This window comes from Siccirubricoccus phaeus (assembly GCF_008360935.1).
GTDB lineage: Bacteria > Pseudomonadota > Alphaproteobacteria > Acetobacterales > Acetobacteraceae > Siccirubricoccus > Siccirubricoccus phaeus.
Genome location: NZ_SRXO01000013.1, coordinates 1 through 20,067, shown reverse-complemented (window position 1 = coordinate 20,067; position 20,067 = coordinate 1). Strand labels below are relative to the sequence as shown.

Sequence of the window (20,067 nt, the reverse complement as noted above, 5' to 3'; positions counted from 1 at the left end):
CGCCCCCAGCCCCCGGCAGGGGCTCTGCCCCTGCACCCTGCCGGCGGGAAGAGCTTCCCCCCGGACCCCGCCGTGAGTCGGCAGGTCCAGCCCCCGCGGGGGAAGGCGGCGGAGGTGCGGGAGCCAAGGCAATGCCCCCCATCCTTGCCCCACGCCTCACTTACGGCGAACATCCGGCGCCAATCCTGAGGGGACGCCCACACCATGCTTCGCCGCCTCACCTATGCCCTGGCGCTGCTGCCGGCGCCGGCCTTCGCGCACCACGCCATGGGCGGCGCGGCGCCGCAGAGTCTGTGGCAGAGCATCGCCTCGGGCCTTGCCCATCCGGTGATCGGGCTGGACCATCTGGCCTTCCTGCTGGCCGGCGGGCTGCTGGCCGCGACCCTGCCCGGCCGGGCCGGCTTCGCCGCCCTGGCCGCCTTCCTCGGCGCCGGCGTCGCAGGGGCGCTGCTGCATCTCGCCGGCACCGGCATCGGGCCGGTGGAGGCGGTGGTGGCGCTCAGCGTCCTCGGCGCCGGCGTGGCGCTGCTGCTGGCGCCCGGGCGACTGCCCGCGCTGACCTTCTGGCTGGCCCCCGCCTTCGCCCTGGCCGGGCTGTTCCACGGCCATGCCTATGCCGAGGCCGTTGCCGGCTCGCCCTTCGGCACCGTGCTGACCTATCTGCTGACCCTGCTGCTCTCTCAGGCCGCCATCGCCGGCCTAGCCATGGTCCTCACCCGCCGCATGGCCGCGCCTGGCTTGGCGCATCGCCTGGCCGGCGGCGGTGCCCTCATCATCGGCACCGCCGCCCTCGCCACCGCGCTGCTGGCCTGACATTGCCTCTTTGGCGGTGCTCTGCCGCGGCCTCGCCGTGGAAGCCGCGCGAAGCGCCGGGAAGGCAGCGCCTCCGGGGCGCCGCACGGCGCCGTGGGAACTGACTGGAGCAGATCGCCGGAGGGCGGCATCGCCCGGAGGCGTGAATCTGCTCTACAATCCATAAGCTAGAGCGGTTTCGCGCTGCACAGTCAGCGTGAAACCGCTCTAGTGTCCTGCCCGCGAAGTTCGCTGGATGTCCAGCGAACGGAGCGGACAAGCAGGCCACTGAAAACAAAAGCCAGTGGCCCGAGACCGACGTCCGCAGGACTTCGGAATCGGGACACTAGAGCATTCTCCATGCACAAAGGTGCATGGAGAATGCTCCAGGTCCTTGTTCAAGCGAGCAAATTACTCCAATCAGGTGATTCCACCTGATTGGCGTTTGCTCTAATACGTGGCCCGCCCGCCGGAGACGTCGAACACGCCGCCGGTGGAAAAGCTGCAATCCTCCGAGGCCAGCCAGCAGACCAGCGCCGCGATCTCCTCCACCAGCGCGAAGCGGCCGGCGGGGATCTTGGAAAGCATGTAGCCGATCTGCGCCTCGGTCATCTGCTTGAAGATGTCGGTCTTGGCCGCCGCCGGCGTCACGCAATTCGCCCGCACGCCGGTCGTCGCCAGTTCCTTCCCCAGCGACTTCGTCAGGCCGATGACGCCGGCCTTGGCGGCGGAATAGGCGGCGGCGTTCGGGTTGCCCTCCTTCCCCGCGATGCTGGCGATGTTGACGATGCGGCCATAATCCCGCGCCCGCATGCCCGGCACCACCGCGCGGCAGCAGAGGAAGACGCCGGTCAGATCGATCTCGATCACCTGCCGCCAGGCATCGACAGGGTAGCTCTCCACCGGCGCGTTCGGCCCGGTGATGCCGGCATTCGCCACGAGAATATCGACCGGCCCCAGCGCCTTCTCCGTGCCGGCCAGCGCCGCGAGGATCGCCGCCTCCTCGGTCACGTCCACTTTCGCCGCGAAGCCGCCCAGCCGGGACGCCACCGCCTCGGCCTCCGCCAGATCCACATCCCAGATCGCCACCTTGGCGCCGCTCGCCACCGCCCGCTCGGCGATGGCGAGGCCGATGCCCCGCGCCCCACCGGTGACGACCGCGACGCGGCCCTGCAGATCCAGTGCATTCATCGCGCGTCCCTCCCGCTTACCTTCCGAAGCGCGCCTTCACGCCGAGCGTGTCCGGTCGGCGTGCAGGTGCTTCGGCGGAAGGCTACCGGCTCGCCGCCTCGGCCGGAAGCGGCAGGGCGGAGATGATGACGATGGCGTTGGCGTAGGGGTATTCATCGGTCATCGTCAGGTCGATGCGCGGCGCCATCCCCGGCGGCACCAGGCTCGCCAGACGCGCCGCTGCGCCGCCGGTCATCACCATGGTCGGCTGGCCGGAGCGGAGGTTCACCACGCCCAGATCGCGGAAGAACACCCCCGCCCGGAAACCGGTGCCGAGCGCCTTCGACGCCGCCTCCTTCGCGGCGAAGCGCTTGGCATAGGTCGCGGCGCGGATGCGCTCCGTCCGCCGCTCCGCCTTGGCCCGTTCCAGCGCGGTGAAGACCCGTTCCAGGAAGCGGTCGCCATGCCGGGCGATGGTCTGCTCGATGCGGCGGATATCCACCGTGTCATTGCCCAGGCCGAGGATCATCCGCGCGCGCGTTCCACCCGAAGATTATCCGCCGGCGCCCGCAGCGCCGCCATGATGCGTTCCAGATGCCGCAGATCGCTCACCTCCACATCCAGCGCCACTTCCAGCGATTCGCTGTCGCGGTGCTGGACCTTGAGGCCGGCGACGGCGCCATCCTGCTGCGCCACGCATTCCGTCAGCGCGGCGAGCGCCGAATTCCGCGTGCGGGTCTCCACGATGATGCGTCCGATCCGGCCGCCCCCCACCGTCTCGTCCCAGTCAATGTCGAGGAAACGCTCCGGCGTCGCCGCGAAATTCTCCAGCGTGTGGCAGTCCGCGGCATGCACGGTCACGCCCTTGCCCGTGGTGACGATGCCGACGATGCGCTCGCCGGGCAGCGGATGGCAGCAGCCGGCGAAATGGTAGGGCATGCCGCTGACCAGCCCGGTGATCGGGATGGCGTTCTGGCCTGGCGCCCGGCCGCGCTCCCCGCCCGGCCGGCCGAGCAGCGGGCTGACGCCGATCCGCGCCCGCGGCCGCACCAGCGCGGAGGTGTCCACCGCACGCGGCGGGATGCGCAGCTCCGGCACCGCCGCATGCAGCACCTCCTTTGGCGAAAGGGTGCCGGCGCCGACCGCGGCGTAGAGCTCCTCCAGCCCCGGCTGCTTCAGCGGCTTCAGCGCGCCTTCCAGCAGCTTCTCCGTCGCGTCCAGCCCTTCCTGGCGGAAGGCCTTCACGATGGCGGCGCGGCCGCTTTCCCGATTCTCCTCCTTCTGCCGCGCATGCACGAAGCGGCGGATGCGCGCCCGCGCCTTGCCGGTGACGACGAAGCGTTCCCAGGCCGGGTTGGGCTGGCCGCCCCGCGCCGTGATGATCTCCACCTGGTCGCCATTCTCGAGCTGGTGACGCAGCGGCACGATCTTGCCGTTGACCTTGGCGCCGACGCAGCTATCGCCGACCTGGCTGTGCACCTCATAGGCGAAATCCACCGGCGTCGCGCCGCGCGGCAGCTCGATCAGATCGCCCTTGGGGGAGAAGCAGAAGACCAGGTCGCGGTGCAGTTCCAGCTTGGTGTGGTCGAGGAATTCCTGCGCGCCCTCGGCATTCTCCAGAATGTCCAGCAGCGCCCGAACCCAGGGGTAGCGCCTGCCGCCCGAGCCTTCCGGCCCCTGCTTGTAGATCCAGTGCGCGGCGACGCCGTACTCCGCGACCTCATGCATTTCGCGGGTGCGGATCTGCACCTCGATCTTGGCGTTGCGTCGCTCCGGCACCGTCACGCCGGTGTGGAGCGATTGGTAGCCATTGGTCTTGGGGGTGGAGATGTAGTCCTTGAACCGCCCTGGCACCACGCGATACGCGTCATGCACCGCGCCCAGCGCGGCGTAGCAGGCGGCGCGGTCCTCGACGAGGACGCGGAAGGCCATGACGTCCGAGAGCGCCTCGAAGGCCACGTTCTTCTTCTGCATCTTGCGCCAGATGGAGTAGGGCGATTTCTCCCGCCCCGTCACGTCCAGCGCCGCCACGTCATGCGCCGCCAGCACCCGCTTCAGATCGGCCTCGATCTCGCGGATCAGATTGGCGCCCTGGCCGCGCAGGAAGGTCAGGCGGGCGGCGATGGTCTGGCGGGCTTCGGGATGCAGCTCCTGGAAGGCGAGCGTCTCCAGCTCGGTCTTCAGCGCATCCATGCCGATGCGCTCGGCGAGCGGCGCGAAGATCTCCATGGTCTCGCGCGCCGTCTTCTGCCGCCGCGCCATCTGCGGCACGAAATGCAGCGTGCGCATATTGTGCAGCCGGTCCGCCAGCTTCACCAGCAGCACGCGGATATCCTCGCTCATCGCCAGCACCAGCTTGCGGAGGTTCTCCGCCTGCTTGGTGCCTTCCGACTGCAGCTCGATCCGCGTCAGCTTGGTGACGCCGTCCACCAGCCGCGCCACCTCGGCGCCGAATTGCCGCTCGATCTCCTTGAGGCCGACGGCGGTGTCCTCCGCCACGTCATGCAGCAGGGCGGTGGCGATGCTGGCGCTGTCCAGCCGGTAATCCGCCAGGATGCCGGCGACGGCGAGGGGATGGGTGATATAGGGGTCGCCATTGTCCCGCTGCTGCGTCGCATGCGCCTCGGCCGCGACGCGGCCGGCACGTTCCAGCAAAGCGAGATCGGCCTTCGGGTCGTAGGCGGCGACGCGCTGGACCAGCGCGGCGGCTTCGGCGAGGCCCGGCGGCGCGGCGGCAGCGACCCCGGCCGCCACCCCTTCCGGCGCAAGCGGCACCGGGGCGGAACGCGGCCCGATGTCGCTCCCGCTCAATGCTGCTGCCTCAGCGGCGGCCGCTGCCCAGCTCGGCAGCGATGGCCGCTTCGATGTCGTCGGGCGACAAATCGTCGAGGCCCTGGCCTTCGGCCGGTAGCTCCTCGTTGACATCCATGACGCCGAAGATGTTCTCGTCGGTGGCGATGAGGTCGAGCACCTCCTCCTCCGCCGGCTCCGGCTCCGGGGCACGCTGCAGCGACTTGATGAGATCCGCCTCGATGGCATCGAGCGGGATGGTCTCGTCGGCGATCTCGCGCAGGGCGACGACCGGGTTCTTGTCGTTGTCCCGGTCGATCGTCAGCTCCTCGCCCCGGCTGATGTTGCGGGCGCGCTGGGCGGCCAGCAGCACCAGCTCGAACCGGTTCGGGATCTTGATGATGCAGTCTTCGACGGTGACGCGCGCCATGCCGGCCTCATCTCGGTTGAATGGGCAGGCGCCGCCCCTGGGGGAGGGGCAGCCTGCGATTCGGTGAACCTTCCAGATAGACAGGGCGGGGCTGAAGTGCAAGCGCCATGCCGCAGCGCGGCATGGCCAAGGGTCGGGGCTCTGCCCGTTGGCGGCAGCGCCGCCACCCGCCCGGCGCCAGGGGTTGGCCCCGGCCCCCGGCCCGAGCTTGCCCCGCCGGCGAACCAGCCGCCCCGTGCCGAACGCCAGGACCCCTAGTCTGGGATCGGTTCCGGGGCCGGGTCGCCCGCCAGGGCAGCGCGAAGCTCGGCCAGGCTCCGCCCCAGCGCCGGATGCACCCAGTCCGGCGCCACATCCGCCAGGGGGTCCAGCACGAAGCGGCGGAGATGCGCCTTCGGGTGCGGCAGGATGGGGTCGGGCGCCGCCCGCACCAGATCGCCCACCGCAATCAGGTCCAGGTCCAGCCGCCGCGGCGCATTGGGAAAGGGCCGCTCCCGCCCCGCCGCTGCCTCAATGGCGTGCAGCGCGGCCAGCAGCGCCGCCGGGTCCGGCACCTCCCCCTCCAGCCGCGCCACGCCATTGACGAAGAGCGGGGCCCCTGGCGGGGACTCCACCGGCAGGGTACGGTACCAGCGGGAAACCGCCCGCAGCCGCAGCCCTGGCAGCCGGTCCAGCGCCGCCGCCGCGGCCCGGCAGGTCTCGATCGGGGCCTCATTCCGCAGTCCCGACAAATTCGCCCCAAGCGCGATCAGGGTCACATTTTCGTGCTTCCTAATCCTCGTCACCGGCCTAGTATCCCCAATTGCCAATTCGGCCCGCCCCAGAACCCCACGAGCCCTCGCTTGTCGCCTGAACGTATCGAACGAGTCGCCCTCTTCATCGATGGCGCGAACCTCTATGCCGCCTCTCGGACTCTTGGCTTCGATGTGGATTACAAGAACCTATTGGGCCATTTCCGCCAGCGGGCGTATCTGGTCCGGGCCTACTACTACACGGCGCTGCTGGAGACCGAGGAATACTCCCCGCTGCGGCCGCTGGTCGACTGGCTGGGCTATAACGGCTATGCCGTCGTCACCAAGCCGGCCAAGGAGTTCACCGACACGCATGGCCGCCGCCGGGTGAAGGGCAGCGTCGACATCGAAATGGCCGTCGATGTGCTCGACCTTTGCCCGCATCTCGACCATGTGGTGATCTTCTCCGGCGATGGCGACCTGCGCCGGCTGGTGGAGGCGGTGCAGCGCCGCGGCGTCCGGGTGACGGTGGTCTCCACCATCCGCACCCAGCCGGCGATGATCGCCGATGAGCTGCGGCGCCAGGCCGATGCCTTCCTGGATCTGGCGGAGCTGGCCGAGTTCATCACCCGCCGCCAGGTGGAACCGCGGCCGCGCAGCCCCGCCGCCGCGCCGCGCCAGCCGGTGCCGGCCCGCGCCACCCCGGCCGACCCTTACCGGGAGCTGCCGGACCTGCCGGAATGAGCATGGCCGGAGCGAAGGCGGCCGGCATGGGCACCGCGCCCGCGCCCGGGCGCGACTGCCCGCTCTGCCCCCGCCTCGTCGCGCTGCGCAGCGCCAACCGCACCGCCTTCCCGGAATGGCACAACGCCCCGGTGCCGAGCTGGGGCCCGGCCGAGGCGCGCATCCTGGTGCTGGGCATGGCCCCCGGCCAGCGCGGCGCCAACCGCACCGGCCGCCCCTTCACTGGCGACCATGCCGGCAAGCTGCTCTACGCCACCTTGCTGAAATTCGGCCTGGCCCAGGGCGAGTACCAGGAAAGGCCGGATGACGGCATGGTGCTGACCGGCTGCCGCGTCACCAATGCGGTGCGCTGCGTGCCGCCGGCCAACCTGCCGGAGCCGGCGGAGGTGAAGGCCTGCAACCAGTTCCTGGCCGGGGAGCTGCAGGCGATGCCCCGGCTCCGCGTGGTGCTGGCCCTCGGCGTGCTGGCGCATGCGGCGCTGCTGCGGGCGCTGGGGCTGAAGCCCAGCCGCATCCCCTTCGGCCATGGCGCGGTGCATGCGCTGCCGGGCGGGGTGAAGCTGGCGGATAGCTACCATGTCAGCCGCTACAACACCTCCACCCGGCGCCTGACCCCGGAGATGTTCGAGGCGGTGATGGCGGAGGTCGTCGCCCAGGCCGGGTGAGCGCCCGCAGCCCCCCCCTCGGAGGTCGATGTGGCGGAAGGTCCGGGCTAGAGCGGTTTCACGCTGACTGTGCAGCGCGAAACCGCTCTAGCTTATGGATGGTAGAGCAGATTCACGCCTCCGGGCGATGCCGCCCTCCGGCGATCTGCTCTAGGGTGGCGGGCAAGCGCTCCGCAGCCCTGCCGGAGCGGCATCGGAGGGAACCCATGCAAGCCTCGGAGACCCGCATCCTCACCACCCATACCGGCAGCCTGCCCCGGCCGCCCGCGCTGACCCAGCTCTACGCCAGGCGGGTGCGGGGGGAGGCGGTGGACATGGCGGCGATGGAAGCGGCGGGGCGGGAGGCGCTGCACCGCATCGTCCCGGCGCAGCTCGAGGCCGGGCTCGACGTCATCAACAACGGGGAGCAGCAGCGGGATTCCTTCGCCCTCTATCTCCGCCACCGCCTCACCGGCATCGGCGGCGAGAGCCAGCGCGCCACCTTCGCCGATATCGACGCCTATCCGGAGTTCAAGGCGGAATTCACCCGCCAGGCCGGCACCAAGGAAGCGGTCAGCAACACCGCCCTGCTGCCCGCCGCCATCGGGCCTGTCGCCTATGCCGACCCCAGCGTCATCACCGCGGAATGCACGGATTTCGCCGCCACCCTGCAGCCCCTGGCCGGGCAGTATACCGAAGCCTTCCTCACCGCCCCCTCCCCCGGCATCGTCGCCTCCATCGTGCAGAACCGGCACTACGACACGGAGGAGGCCTATCTGGCGGCCCTGGCCCAGGCGCTGGCGGTGGAATACCGCGCCATCATCGACCATGGCTTCGTGCTGCAGCTCGACTGCCCCGACCTGGCGCTGGAGCGGCACTGCTCCTACCGCGACCGGCCGCTCGCGGATTTCCTCGGCTTCGTCGAACGGGTGGTGACGGCGATCAACGCCGCCCTTGCCGGCATCCCGCGCGACCAGGTGCGGCTACATGTCTGCTGGGGCAATTACGAGGCGCCGCACGACCAGGACGTGCCGCTGGAGGACATCCTGCCCATCCTGCTGCGGGCCAATGTCGGCGGGCTGGTGCTGCCCTTCGCCAATCCGCGCCATGCGCATGAGGTGCGCTGCCTCGAACGCACGCCGCTCGCCGAGGACCAGCTCATGGTCGCCGGGGTCATCGACACCCTGACCAATTTCGTCGAGCACCCGGAGGTGATCGCCGAGCGCCTCATCCGCGTGGCGCAGGCGGTGGGCGATCCGCGCCGGGTGCTGGCCGGCACGGATTGCGGCTTCGATACCTCGGCGGGGCGCGGCCGGATCACCCCTGACGTGGTCTGGGCCAAGTTCCGCAGCATGGCGGAGGGGGCACGGCTGGCCTCCGCCCGGCTGTTCCCGCAGGGCGGCTGAGCATGTGCTGGATCTGCGACGCCAGGCGGGAATTCGCCGCGTTGCAGGCCGCCGCCGTGCCGCCGCCCGGCGCGGCGGCGCCGGAAGCGCCGCCGGAGGCCGGGCTCAGCCCTTCGCCAGCCCCACATCCCGCAGCGCCTGGCCCATCGCCGCGTCCGAGCGATCCATGAAGGCGGCGAAGCCCGCGGCATCGGCGAAGCTGGTGCCGAAGCCGCGGGCGGCCATGAAGGCGGTGAATTCCTCGGCGCGCGCCACGCGGGCGAGTGCGGCGCCCAGCACCTGCCGCACCTCCTCCGGCAGGCCCGGCGGGCCGGCAATGCCGCGCCACAGCCCGGCGGCGTAATCCACGCCCAGCGCCTCCTTCAGCGTCGGCACCTCGGCGAAGGCGCCGATCCGCTCCGGCGCCATGACCGCCAGCGGCCGGACGCGGCGGGCATCGATCATCGCCTTGCCCTCCGGCAGCGAGCAGGCGGCGAGATCGACGCCCCCCGCCGCCAGCTCCTGCATGCCGAGCGAGGCGCCCTCCACCGGCACCCAGAGCACATGGTCGGCGCCGAGGCCAAGCGTCCGCAACCAGCCGACGAAGGCGAGGTGCCAACTCCCGCCCCGGCCGGAGCCGCTGCCCTTGAAGCGACGCGGCGGCGCCGCCTGCAACGCCTTCGCCAGGCCGGCGACGTCCTCATAGGGCGAGGATGCGTTGACCAGCACCCCGGCAGGGTCCTGGTTCATCAGCGCGATCGGGGTGTAGCTGCGCGGCGTCAGCTCGGTCAGGCCGATCCAGTGCAGCATGGCGATCTCGAGCGTCAGCATGCCGATGGTATGGCCATCCGGCCGCGCCGTGGCGGTGGCGGCATGGCCGACCACGCCGGCGCCGCCGGTGCGGTTCACCACGACGAAGGGCTGGCCCAGATCGCGTTCCAGCAGGGAGGCGATCATCCGCGCCACCGCATCGGTGCCGCCGCCGGCCGCCCAGGGCACGACGAGCTGGACCGGGCGGGCGGGATAGCGGGGCTGGGCCAGGCCCGGCGCCACCGCCGCCAGGGCCAGGCCAGGCCCCATCAGCAGCAGGCGGCGCCGTGCGGGCCGCAGGCGCGGCCGCCGCCCCGCGGGCCTGGGCACGGGGGTCCAATGGCGGTCCTCGGGCATCGGCGTTTCCTCCAGCCGCCGCTGGCGCCAGCGCCGCGGCCGCAGCCTTGTCGTTATCCGAACAGTCGGCCCCGGCGGGGCGGGGCTGTCAAAGGAAAACGCAGGGCGCCGCCGGCGCCGGGCCGGCTCGGGCGGGGCTCAGCCGGCCGCCCGCTTCTCCTCCCCCTGCCGCTCGCGGAAGGCGAGGAGCACGGCGCGCTCCAGCTCCGGCAGGGAGAAGGGCTTGCGCAGCAGCGGCAGGCCGGCCGCCGCGACCCGCGCCGGCGCCCCGCCATAGCCGCTGTAGAGCAGCACCGGGATCGGCCACCCCTCCTCCCGCATCGCCTGGGCGAGATCGAGGCCATCCCAGCCGCCGGGCATGACCACATCCGAGAGCACGAGCTGCGCCGCCACCCCGCCGGCAAGCGCCTTCAGCGCCGCCGCCCCGCTTTCGACCCGGGACACGGTATGGCCCAGATGGTGCAGCATCTCCGCCGTCAGCACCGCGACATCGTCGTCATCCTCGACCAGCAGGATGTTCAGCCCCGGCCCGCGCCTCGGCGCCGTGGCCGCAGGCCTGGCGGTAGCGGCGGCGGGTGCCTCTTCCGCCGCCGCCTCGGGCGCGGCCTCGCTGCGCGGCAGCAGCAGCGTCACCGCCGTGCCCTGGCCGGCGATGCTGGTGATCCGCGCCGCGCCGCCGCTTTGCCGGGCGAAGCCATAGACCTGGGCAAGACCGAGCCCGGTGCCGCGGCCGACCTCCTTGGTCGAGAAGAAGGGCTCGAAGGCATGCGCCAGCACCTCGGGCGGCATGCCGGTGCCATCATCCTGCACGGCCAGCCGGACGAAGCGCCCCTCCAGCCCGTCCGGGTCGGCGCCGCGCCGCAGCTCGGCATTCTCCGCCCGCAGCCGCAGGCGGCCGCCGCGCGGCATGGCGTCCCGCGCATTCACGGCGAGGTTCAGCACCGCGAGCTCCAGCTCCCCGGCATCGACGAGGACCGGCCAGAGCCCCGCTTCCGCCTCGATCTCGACGGCGATGTCACCGCGCAGCGACCGCGCCAGCAGCTCCCGCATGTCCGGCAGCCAGTGCCGCAGGTCGAGCGGCGCCGGGCGCAGCGCCTGGCGGCGGGCAAAGGTCAGCAGCCGCCTGGTCAGGTCGGCGCCCCGCCGCGCCGCCTGCTCGATGGCGTCCATCAGCCGCTCGCGCTTCGCCTGGTCCTGGTCCCGCCGCAGCAGCGAGGTGCCGCTGACGATGACCGAGAGCAGGTTGTTGAAATCATGCGCGACGCCGCCGGTGAGCTGGCCGAGCGCTTCCAGCTTCAGGGTCTGGAACAGCCGGGCCTGCGCCGCCTCCCGCGCCTTCACCTCCTCCGCCACGTCCCGCCGCAGCTTCTCATTCGCCTCCGCCACCGTCAGCTCGGCGCGCTTGCGGTCGGTGATGTCGATGTCGAGGCCGAGAAGGCGGACGGGATCGCCCGCGGCATCGCAGACCAGCCGGCCGCGGGAGGCGAGCCAGCGCTCGCCGCGGCGGGGATGGCCGATTCGGTATTCCATCCGGAAATCCGGGTCGCGCCGCCGCAGCGCGTCCGCGATGGCCGCTGCCGCCGCCTCCCGGTCCTCCGGCAGCACCAGCTCCAGCCAGGCCTCGTGGCTCGGCGTCACCTTGCCCCGGTCGAGGCCGCAGAGCTCGAAGAATTCTTCCGACCAGACCACAGCGGCGTTGCGGATATCCCAGTCCCAGGTGCCGGCGCCGGCATGGCGCTGCGCCATGCGCAGCCTTTCCTCGCTGTCGCGGAGCTGCGCATTGGCCCGGGCCAGCGCCACCGTCCGCTCGGCGACGCGGGCCTCCAGCACCTCATTGCTCTCGGCCAGCGCCCGATTGACGGTCTCCAGCTCCTCGGCGAGGGCCTGCAGCTCCTCCATCGTGACGCGCAGCTCCTCCTCGGGCGCGCCCTCCCTGGCCGCGGGCAGGCGCAGCGCCAGGGCCTGCGCCGCCTCGGCGCGGGCCTCGCCATCCGCCCTCGCCTCCCGCAGCAGGGCGTCGGACTCCCGCAATTGCCGGCTGCGCCGCTCCAGCTCGGCGCGGAGGGCGTCGCGCTCCGCCGCCAGCCTCTCCGCTTCCGCCTGGGCGTCCTCCGCCGCCCCGCGCCATCGCTCAATTTCGCTTTCAAGCCGGCGCAACCGGGTGGCATCGCTCATAGGTCCCGTATCCCTGCCGCGCAGCCCCGGTCGCCGGAAGCCGGTGCGTGCGCCTTGCCAAACCAAACGGATCGAGTCTGCCCGCGTTCCTCTGGCGGGTGGGCCGGCGCGGTCCGTTCTGCATCCGGCGGAGTCGCGGCCGACCCGTGGCGCAGGCGAAGGGAAGCCGGGTGCAGCACGATCTTCTCCTTCTCGGCACCCCGCAGGGGGCATGGACATCCCAGCGTCCTGCCCGCGAAGTTCGCTGGATTCCAGTGAACGCAGCGGACAAGCAGGCCACTGAAAACAAGCTAGCGGCCCGAGAACGAAGTCCGCAGGACTTCGGAAGCGGGACATTGGAGCGGGATCGGTTGAGCTTCGCTTACCCATCCCGCTCCAGCTCTTCGTTTGGTCGCATGGCCGGTCGATTCGTCCTCAACCGACCACACTCCGGCAAAGCTGTGCCGCGACCGCCGCCGGACCCGCCCGCGGCGATTCCGGCCATGCAGCGCCTGGCGCCTGCCGCGCGCAGCCTGCTGCCGGCCATCCTCGACCGCGCTGGGCCGCTTCCGGCCATCCCGGCCGACGATGGCGCAAAGTTCATTCCTCGGCATATCTACGTTGTCCCCTCCCGGGCGTCACCTTCTCGTGAGTCGGGATTGCCGGCGCCTGCTGCTGCGGCAGGGCCCGCAGGAGAGCCTGGTGCGGGCCGGCGATCGACGCGCTGTTCCGCGCCGCCGCCATCGCCCGCGGCCCGCGCCTTGTCGCCATGGTCCTCAGCTGGTGCTGGATGGCGGCATGGCGCGCAGCGCTGGCGCCGCGCTGCCCGCGCTGCCGAGGAGGCGGGGCGGGCCGCCGACCTCATCGCTCTGCGGCTGGACGATTGCTGCTGCCGCCCGCGGCGGCGGCGCAGGAAGCGAAGGGCAAAAAGCCGCCGGAGCGTTGAGCGGCGCGGCGCTCACTCCGCCACCTCCAGGCGGGCCCCCTCGGAGATGTCTCGCACCATCGCGCTCAGGATGGGCGGGTGCTCCCGGCGCTTGTAGCTGCGGAAATCCAGGATGCGGCGGATCAGGGCTTCGGGTTCGGGGCCGTCCGTGCCGGTGGTCATGTGACATCCTCCGTGGCACGCGGCCAGGGAGCGGCACCCGGTCACGCCGTCGCGGACAGCATGGTTCCAGTGCAGGCCAGCGGTCCGGATGCATCCCCGAACGGCTCTTGCTGCAGCAGATTGCCCGCGGCGAGACAGGCAGCCGCGCCCACCGCCTGCGGCGCGGCCGCGCAGCTTCCCGGCCGCTTCTGCGTTAACCTGCCCCGAATATGCAGCACGACCGATTCGCAGATTCCTCCGTCCCGGCCTCGCTCGGTGGCCTCGCCGTGCTGGTCGCCGAGGACCGGCCCGTCATCGCCGGCTGGATGGCGCAAACCCTGGCCCAGGCCGGGTGCCGCGTCACCGGCCCGGTGGCGACGCTCGCCGCGGGGCTGGCGGCGGTGCGGCGGGAGGGCAATGCGCTGGGCGCGGCGGTGCTCGACATCGACCTGCAGGGCGAGCAGGTCTTCCCGCTGGAGGAGGCCTTGCTGCAACACCGGGTGCCCTGCCTCTTCGTGACCGGCTATGGCCGGCTGGCCCTGCCGGCGCCCTGGCCCGGGGCGATGCTGCTGGAAAAGCCCTTCAATGAGCAGCGCCTGCTGCAGGGGCTGGCGGCGGCGGTGGCGGCGGGGCCGGCGGCGAGCGGGGCGGGCGTGCCGCGGGCCAACCGGCATCCCCCGCTGGTGCGGCGGGCCTGGGAGGCTATCCGGCGCAGCCGCGACCTGATCATGGAAGGCCGTATCAGCCAGCGGCCCGGGGGGCGCAAACCCTGCCCTTGAGACGGGAGAGCCCCGTCAGCCGGCGGCCAGAGGGGCGCAAGCCCTGCCCTTGAGACGGGAGAGCCCCGTCAGCCAGCGACCCGAGGGGCGCAAACCCTGCCCTTGAGGCGGGAGAGCCCCGTCAGCCCAGGCGACCGGGATGGGTGAAGGCCTCCCAGCGCTCGCCGCGCACGCAGGCGATGAGGGTGAGGCCGCATGCCTCGGCAGTGCGGATGGCCAGCGCGGTCGGCGCCGAGACGGCGATCAGCGCCGGCGCGCCCAGCATTGCCGCTTTCTGCACCAGCTCCACCGAGACGCGGCTGGTCAGCACCACCGCCCCCATGCCCGGCGCCGCCCCGGCGCGCCACAGGGCGCCCGCCAGCTTGTCGAGCGCATTGTGCCGGCCGACATCCTCCCGCGCCGCGACCAGGCCCCTGCCCGGCTGCCAGAAGCCGGCGGCGTGCAGCCCATGGGTCAGCCGGTGCAGCGCCTGGGAGTCGGCCAGGGCGGCGAGGGCGGCGGGCACGTCGCCGGGCGGCAGGCGCAGCGTGCCGGCCGCCGGCGGCAGGGGGCGCAGCGCCGCTTCCAGGCTTTCCACCCCGCACAGGCCGCACCCCAGCGCCCCGGCCAAGCGGCGCTGCCGGGCGCGGAAGGCGGCAAGGCAGGGCTCCGCCAGCTCCAGCCGCAGCTCGATCCCGCGCGGGCGGGGGATGACGGTGAGTCCCTCCAGCTCTCCGGGCTGCCGGACGATGCCTTCGGTCAGGCAGAAGCCGAGGGCGAAATCCTCCAGCGCCGTCGGCGTCGCCATCATCACCGCGCAGGTGGCGCCGGCGCAGGTGATGGCGACGGCCACCTCCTCCGCCACCAGCCGCGCCTCCGGCCCCGCCGGCGTGCTTGTGGCGACAGCGTGGAGCGGCTCGGGCAGCGGGCTTGCGGGCAGGTCCATCGGGAGGCTCCGGCTGGCGCCGTTTCAGCGCCCGGCGCGGCCTCCGGTTGCCGGGCCGGAACCGCGGCCCATGCCGGCCGCTTTTGCCGCATGGCCCCGCCAAGGATCGGGGCGAGGAGGCGCCATGCCCGAGCAGGATCTGCACATCACCGACCCCACCCCGGCCTCGGGCGGCTGGGGCTCGCTCGAGGGAGTCGCGACCATCCTGGGCCGGGAGGGCCATGCCCTCTCCACCGCCGCGCTGCTGCGCAAGCAGAACAAGCATGACGGCTATATGTGCGTCTCCTGCGCCTGGGCGAAGCCGGAGCCGCCGCACCTGGCGGAATTCTGCGAGAACGGCGCCAAGGCCACCGCCTGGGACCTGACCAGCCACCGCATCGCGCCGGAGTTCTTCGCCAGCCACACGGTGGCGGAGCTGGAAGGCTGGACCGACCACGCGCTGGAACAGGCCGGCCGCCTGACCGAGCCGATGCGCTGGGACGCCGCCACCGACCGCTACGTGCCCACCTCCTGGGACGAAGCCTTCGCCGGCATCGGCGGGGCGCTGCGCGGCTTCGACCCTAAGGAGGTGGTGTTCTATGCCTCCGGCCGCGCCAGCAACGAGGCGGCCTTTCTCTGGCAGCTCTTCGCCCGCGCCTACGGCACCAACAACCTGCCGGACAGCTCCAATATGTGCCACGAGAGCACCTCCGTGGCGCTGCCGGAGGCGATCGGCGTGCCGGTCGGCACCACGACGCTGGAGGATTTCTCCCACACCGGCTGCATCCTGATCTTCGGCCAGAACACCGCGGTGAACAGCCCGCGCATGCTGCACCAGCTCGAGGACGCGGTGAAGCGCGGCGTGCCGATCATCGTCTTCAACCCGCTGCGCGAGCATGGCATCGAGCGCTTCACCAACCCGCAGAGCCCCTCGCGCATGCTGGTGACGCAGTCCCGGCAGATCGCCGCGCAATTCCTGCAGCCCTTGCCGGGCGGCGACCTCGCGGCGATGACCGGGCTGTGCAAGCTGCTGCTGGAATGGGATGCGGCGGGGGAGGCGGTGCTGGATGACCACTTCATCGCCGAGGAGACCCATGGCTTCCAGGCATTCGCCGCGTCCATGCGGCGTTTCCCCTGGCCGGAGATCGAGGCCCGCAGCGGCCTTTCCCGCGCCGCGCTGGAGCAGGTGGCGCGGACCTATGTGGCGGCGGATAGCGCCATGGGCGTCTATGGGATGGGCCTCACCCAGCATCGCCAGGGGGTGGAGGCGGTGCGCATGCTGACCAACCTGCTGCTGCTGCGCGGCAATATCGGCAAGCCGGGCGGCGGCATCTGCCCGGTGCGCGGCCATTCCAACGTGCAGGGCCAGCGCGCCGTCTGGATCACCGAGAAGCCGGAGCTGGCGCCGCTCGACCGCTTCAAGGCGCTGTTCGCCTTCGAGCCGCCGCGGGGGAAAGGGCTGGATTCGGTGGAGGCCGCGAAGGGCGTCATCGAGGGGAAGGTGAAGGCGGTGCTGCAGCTCGGCGGCAACCTCACCCGCTCCCTGCCCGAGCGTGGGTTACTGGAGCCCGCCTGGCGCCGCCTGCCGCTGACGGTGATGATCACCACCAAGCTGAACCGCAGCCATCTGGTGCATGGGCGGAGCGCCTGGCTGCTGCCCTGCCTCAGCCGCATCGAGATCGACCGCCAGGCGAGCGGACCGCAGATCGTCTCCATGGAGGACAGCACCTCCGGCATTCACCCCTCGCACGGTCAGCGGGAGCCGGCGAGCCCGCATCTCCTCTCCGAACCCGCCATCATCGCCGGGCTGGCCAAAGCCACGCTGCCGCCCAATCCGAAGCTGGACTGGGGTGGCTGGGTGGACGACTACACGCGCATCCGGCACGCCATCGCGGAGTGCCATCCCGAATGGTTCTCCGACTACGATGCGCGGATGCGCCGCCCGGGCGGCTTCGTCCGCAGCAACCCGGCGCGGAAGCGGGAATGGCGGACCGAGACGAAGAAGGCGAATTTCCTGGCGCTGGAAAGCCTGGAGATGGATCCAGACATGCCGCTGGAGGACGGGCCCGGCACCTTCCGGCTGATGACGGTGCGCAGCAACGACCAGTTCAACACCACCATCTATGGCTATGAGGACCGCTTCCGCGGCGTACATGGCAGCCGCGACATCGTCTTCCTGAATCCGGCGGATATCGAGGCGCTGGGCCTGACCGCCGGCCAGAGCGTGGCGCTGGAGACGGTGGCGAAGGACGGGGTGGAGCGGCGGGTCGGCGGGCTGCAGGTGGTGCCCTTCGACCTGCCGCGCGGCAGCGCCGCCGCCTATTACCCGGAATGCAACCCGCTGCTGCCGCTCTGGCACCATGCCAAGGGCAGCCATGTGCCGGCGGCGAAATCCATCCCGGTGCGGCTCCACCCGGAGGGCTGAATGCGCCGGCGCTGGCCCTGGCTGCTGCTGGCGGCGGGGCTGGCCGCCGGCGCCGCGCTGTGGTGGCTCAGCGCCCCGCGCCCGCGCTTCGGGCCGGAGGCGGCGGCGATGTTCGAGCAGGGGGATGCGGCCCGCGGCCGCCGCCTCTTCGCCGCTGGCGACTGCGCCTCCTGCCACGCCTCGCCGGGCCAGCCGGACCGGCTGCGCCTTGGCGGCGGCATGGCGCTGGCCTCGCCGCTCGGCACCTTCCGGCCGCCGAATATCTCGCCGGATCCGGTGGATGGGATCGGGCGGTGGAGCGGGGTGGAGTTCGCCAATGCGCTGATGGCGGGGGTCTCGCCGGATGGGCGGCATTACTACCCGGCGCTGCCCTATATCGGCTATGCGCGGATGCGGCCGGAGGATGTGGCGGATCTCTGGGCCTATCTCCGCACCCTGCCGCCGGTGCCCGGGCAGGCGCCGTCGCATGACCTGGCCTTCCCGCTGACCATCCGGCGGCCGATCGGGCTGTGGAAGCTGATCTATCTGGAGGAGACGCCGCTGGCGCCCGACCCGGCGCAGGACGCGGCCTGGAATCGCGGCCGCTATCTGGTGGAGGCGGTGGCGCATTGCGCCGAATGCCACGGCACGCGGAATATGCTGCTGGCGGTGAAGGAGACGACCCGGCTCGCCGGCGGGCCGGACCAGGAGGGGACGGGCTTCGTGCCCAACATCACCCCGGCGCGGCTGGAGCACTGGAGCGAGGCGGATTTCGTCGCGCTGCTCACTACCGGGCGCTCGCCGGAGGGGCGGGTGGCGCGGTCCTCCATGGCGGATGTGGTGCTGAACACCGCATCGCTGCCGGAGGCGGACCGGGCGGCGATCGCGCGCTACCTGAAAAGCCAGCCGGCGCGCGAAACGCCGCGGCCGTGAGGTCGGGGGCTTTGCCCCCCGACTCCCAGGCAGGGGGCGCTGCCCCCATCGAACGCATGCGTTCGATCCCCGCCGAGGACCTGGCCCCGGACCCCCGGTCTGAGTTTTGGCCCCGTGGGCTGAACCGCCGCGCTCTCCGGCGGAAGCCGGCGTCAGCCGGCTTCCGGGTAAAGCCCCCGCAGCCCCGCCTCGCTGGCCTCGCAGCGGCCGCGCTCGGTGATGAGGCCGGTGACCAGCCGCGCCGGGGTCACATCGAAGGCCGGGTTGGCGGCGGGGCTGCCGGCGGCGGCGACGCGGATGGTCTCGATCCGGCCATCGGCGGTCAGGCCGGTGAGATCCGTCACCTCGGCGGCGGAGCGCTCCTCGATCGGGATCTCCGCCACGCCATCCGCGACGCGCCAATCGATGGTGGAATGCGGCAGGGCCACCCAGAAGGGCACGCCATTGTCCCTCGCCGCCAGCGCCTTCAGATAGGTGCCGATCTTGTTCGCCACATCGCCGGTGCGGGTGACGCGATCCGTGCCGACGATGACGATGTCCACCTCGCCATGCTGCATCAGATGGCCGCCGGCATTGTCGGCGATGACGGCATGCTTCACCCCGTGCTTGCCGAGTTCGAAGGCGGTCAGCGCGGCGCCCTGGTTGCGCGGCCGGGTCTCGTCCACCCAGACCTCGATCGGGATGCCCTCGTCATGCGCCTGGTAGATGGGGGAAAGGGCGGTGCCGTAATCCACCGTCGCCAGCCAGCCGGCATTGCAATGGGTGAGCACCTTCACCTGGCCCTTCCTCGCCGCGATCTCCCGCAGCAGGGGCAGGCCATGCTGGCCGATGCGGCGGCAGGTCTCGGCATCGTCATCGGCAATCGCCAGCGCCTCCGCATAGGCGGCGGCGACGCGATCCGCGGCGGGCAGGTTGTGCAGCGCGGCCCGCATCCGGTCCAGCGCCCAGCGCAGGTTGATGGCGGTGGGGCGGGTTTCCCCCAGTGCCGCCACCGCCCGTTCCAGGCTGGCGGTGGAGGCATCCTCGCGCAGCGCCAGCGCCACGCCATAGGCGGCGACGGCGCCGATCAGCGGCGCCCCGCGCACCTGCATGGTGCGGATGGCCTGCGCCACCGCCTCCATCCCCGTCAGGCGGAGAATGTCGAGCTGCCAGGGGAGCTTCGTCTGGTCGAAGATGCGGACCGACCAGCCATCCTCATCCACCCAGACGCTGCGATAGGGCTTGCCGTCGATCTTCATGCCTGTGGTCCCGAATTGCCTGGCCGGAGCGTGATCGCCTGAGATGCGCTCCCCGAACGGCGTGAATCACGCGATGAAACTATGAGCCGGAGCGTGAGGCGTGAGCGAAGGCGGCCGCCTCACGCTCTGGCGCCATCGGGCGGCATGTGGCGTGGAGGAAGGGGGCTGTCCAGCGTCGCGCCGCCGGCGGCACTCAGGCCACCAGCCGCACCGGGCCGCGGTAGCGGGCGAGCCGGGCATCGGCGGTCAGCAGGATGGCGCCCTCTGCCGCGGCCTGGGCCAGCAGCATGCGGTCGAACGGGTCGCGGTGCAGCAGGGGCAGGCGCATCACGGCGAGGCCGTGTTCGGAGGTGATGGGCAATTCCTGGTAGCCCGCCTGCCGGAGCTGCTGCCGCAGCCGCCGCGGCTCCACCCGCCCCTCCTCCGGCCGCACCCGGTGCTTGATCGCCAATTCCCAGATCGAGGCGGCGCTGAAGGCGAGGGCATTGGTCGGGTCCTCGATCAGCTCCCTGGCTTCCGCGGACAGCTTCGGGTCATCCAGCGCCGCCCAGAGCAGCAGGTAGCTGTCGAGCAGGAGGAAGCTCACTCCCTCAGGAATCCCCTCATTTTTCGTTGCGTGGTCTATAGGCGCGATTCGTCTGGGCTTGGTAGCCGTTCCAATGTGATGCGGGTTGGAGTTGTTCGGTGGGCGAGGCGGATCGGGGTCAGGCGAGGC

At 71.7% G+C, this 20,067-nt stretch carries 18 protein-coding genes; 7 read left to right on the top strand and 11 right to left on the bottom strand.

Features of this window, described 5'->3' with window-relative positions; genetic code table 11:
* The first annotated feature begins 204 nt into the window (after positions 1–204).
* Positions 205–813: a HupE/UreJ family protein gene (locus E5N76_RS17930; RefSeq protein WP_149538703.1), complete on the top strand. Its 609-nt coding sequence runs from the start codon at positions 205–207 to the stop codon at positions 811–813.
* Between the two features lie 429 nt (positions 814–1,242).
* On the opposite strand, the gene E5N76_RS17925 is transcribed toward E5N76_RS17930, so the two are convergent.
* The 5 genes from E5N76_RS17925 to folK form a co-directional block, all read right to left on the bottom strand.
* Positions 1,243–1,983, bottom strand: coding sequence for an SDR family NAD(P)-dependent oxidoreductase (locus E5N76_RS17925; protein ID WP_149538702.1), 741 nt, complete (start codon positions 1,981–1,983; stop codon positions 1,243–1,245).
* Positions 1,984–2,065: 82 nt separating this feature from the next.
* Positions 2,066–2,491 carry a holo-ACP synthase gene (gene acpS / locus E5N76_RS17920; RefSeq protein WP_149538701.1) on the bottom strand — a complete coding sequence of 142 codons (426 nt, stop codon included), beginning with the start codon at positions 2,489–2,491 and terminating at the stop codon, positions 2,066–2,068.
* The gene (locus tag E5N76_RS17915; RefSeq protein WP_408021713.1) at positions 2,488–4,773 is read right to left on the bottom strand and encodes a RelA/SpoT family protein; all 2,286 of its coding nucleotides are present in this window, start codon (positions 4,771–4,773) and stop codon (positions 2,488–2,490) included. Before E5N76_RS17915 ends, acpS begins: the two co-directional genes overlap by 4 nt.
* 10 nt (positions 4,774–4,783) lie before the next feature.
* Positions 4,784–5,182, bottom strand: coding sequence for a DNA-directed RNA polymerase subunit omega (gene rpoZ, locus E5N76_RS17910; RefSeq protein ID WP_149538699.1), 399 nt, complete (start codon positions 5,180–5,182; stop codon positions 4,784–4,786).
* 254 nt (positions 5,183–5,436) lie between these two features.
* Positions 5,437–5,940: a 2-amino-4-hydroxy-6-hydroxymethyldihydropteridine diphosphokinase gene (gene folK, locus E5N76_RS17905; RefSeq protein ID WP_149538698.1), complete on the bottom strand. Its 504-nt coding sequence runs from the start codon at positions 5,938–5,940 to the stop codon at positions 5,437–5,439.
* Between the two features lie 84 nt (positions 5,941–6,024).
* Between folK and E5N76_RS17900 the strand changes: the two genes are divergently transcribed.
* From E5N76_RS17900 to E5N76_RS17890, 3 genes are all read left to right on the top strand, one after another.
* On the top strand, positions 6,025–6,657 hold the full coding sequence (locus E5N76_RS17900; protein ID WP_149538697.1) for a LabA-like NYN domain-containing protein: 633 nt from the start codon (positions 6,025–6,027) through the stop codon (positions 6,655–6,657).
* On the top strand, positions 6,654–7,322 hold the full coding sequence (locus E5N76_RS17895; RefSeq protein WP_149538696.1) for a uracil-DNA glycosylase: 669 nt from the start codon (positions 6,654–6,656) through the stop codon (positions 7,320–7,322). The genes E5N76_RS17900 and E5N76_RS17895 overlap by 4 nt, the downstream gene beginning before the upstream one ends.
* A 206-nt stretch (positions 7,323–7,528) precedes the next feature.
* Complete coding sequence (locus tag E5N76_RS17890; RefSeq protein WP_187830247.1) at positions 7,529–8,707, top strand: uroporphyrinogen decarboxylase/cobalamine-independent methonine synthase family protein; 1,179 nt, start codon at positions 7,529–7,531, stop codon at positions 8,705–8,707.
* Between the two features lie 105 nt (positions 8,708–8,812).
* Here the strand turns inward: E5N76_RS17890 and E5N76_RS17885 are convergent, their stop codons facing one another.
* From E5N76_RS17885 to E5N76_RS29605, 3 genes are all read right to left on the bottom strand, one after another.
* Positions 8,813–9,853, bottom strand: coding sequence for a tripartite tricarboxylate transporter substrate binding protein (locus tag E5N76_RS17885; RefSeq protein WP_235907757.1), 1,041 nt, complete (start codon positions 9,851–9,853; stop codon positions 8,813–8,815).
* A gap of 138 nt (positions 9,854–9,991) precedes the next feature.
* On the bottom strand, positions 9,992–12,028 hold the full coding sequence (locus E5N76_RS17880; RefSeq protein WP_187830246.1) for an ATP-binding protein: 2,037 nt from the start codon (positions 12,026–12,028) through the stop codon (positions 9,992–9,994).
* Between the two features lie 937 nt (positions 12,029–12,965).
* Positions 12,966–13,115 (bottom strand): hypothetical protein, encoded by a 150-nt coding sequence (locus E5N76_RS29605; RefSeq protein ID WP_187830245.1) that lies wholly within the window; start codon positions 13,113–13,115, stop codon positions 12,966–12,968.
* A gap of 209 nt (positions 13,116–13,324) precedes the next feature.
* On the opposite strand from E5N76_RS29605, the gene E5N76_RS17875 reads away from it, so the two are divergent.
* On the top strand, positions 13,325–13,873 hold the full coding sequence (locus E5N76_RS17875; RefSeq protein WP_149538693.1) for a response regulator: 549 nt from the start codon (positions 13,325–13,327) through the stop codon (positions 13,871–13,873).
* A gap of 121 nt (positions 13,874–13,994) precedes the next feature.
* On the opposite strand, the gene fdhD is transcribed toward E5N76_RS17875, so the two are convergent.
* On the bottom strand, positions 13,995–14,798 hold the full coding sequence (fdhD, locus tag E5N76_RS17870) for a formate dehydrogenase accessory sulfurtransferase FdhD (RefSeq protein WP_149538692.1): 804 nt from the start codon (positions 14,796–14,798) through the stop codon (positions 13,995–13,997).
* A gap of 124 nt (positions 14,799–14,922) precedes the next feature.
* On the opposite strand from fdhD, the gene E5N76_RS17865 reads away from it, so the two are divergent.
* Both E5N76_RS17865 and E5N76_RS17860 read left to right on the top strand, forming a co-directional pair.
* Positions 14,923–17,202 carry an FdhF/YdeP family oxidoreductase gene (locus E5N76_RS17865; RefSeq protein WP_149538691.1) on the top strand — a complete coding sequence of 760 codons (2,280 nt, stop codon included), beginning with the start codon at positions 14,923–14,925 and terminating at the stop codon, positions 17,200–17,202.
* Complete coding sequence (locus tag E5N76_RS17860; protein WP_149538690.1) at positions 17,203–18,114, top strand: c-type cytochrome; 912 nt, start codon at positions 17,203–17,205, stop codon at positions 18,112–18,114.
* 152 nt (positions 18,115–18,266) lie between these two features.
* Here E5N76_RS17860 and mtnA read toward each other — a convergent pair whose 3' ends face one another.
* Positions 18,267–19,352: an S-methyl-5-thioribose-1-phosphate isomerase gene (gene mtnA / locus E5N76_RS17855; RefSeq protein ID WP_149538689.1), complete on the bottom strand. Its 1,086-nt coding sequence runs from the start codon at positions 19,350–19,352 to the stop codon at positions 18,267–18,269.
* Between the two features lie 193 nt (positions 19,353–19,545).
* Positions 19,546–19,938: a type II toxin-antitoxin system VapC family toxin gene (locus E5N76_RS17850; protein ID WP_149538688.1), complete on the bottom strand. Its 393-nt coding sequence runs from the start codon at positions 19,936–19,938 to the stop codon at positions 19,546–19,548.
* Positions 19,939–20,067 lie beyond the last annotated feature (129 nt).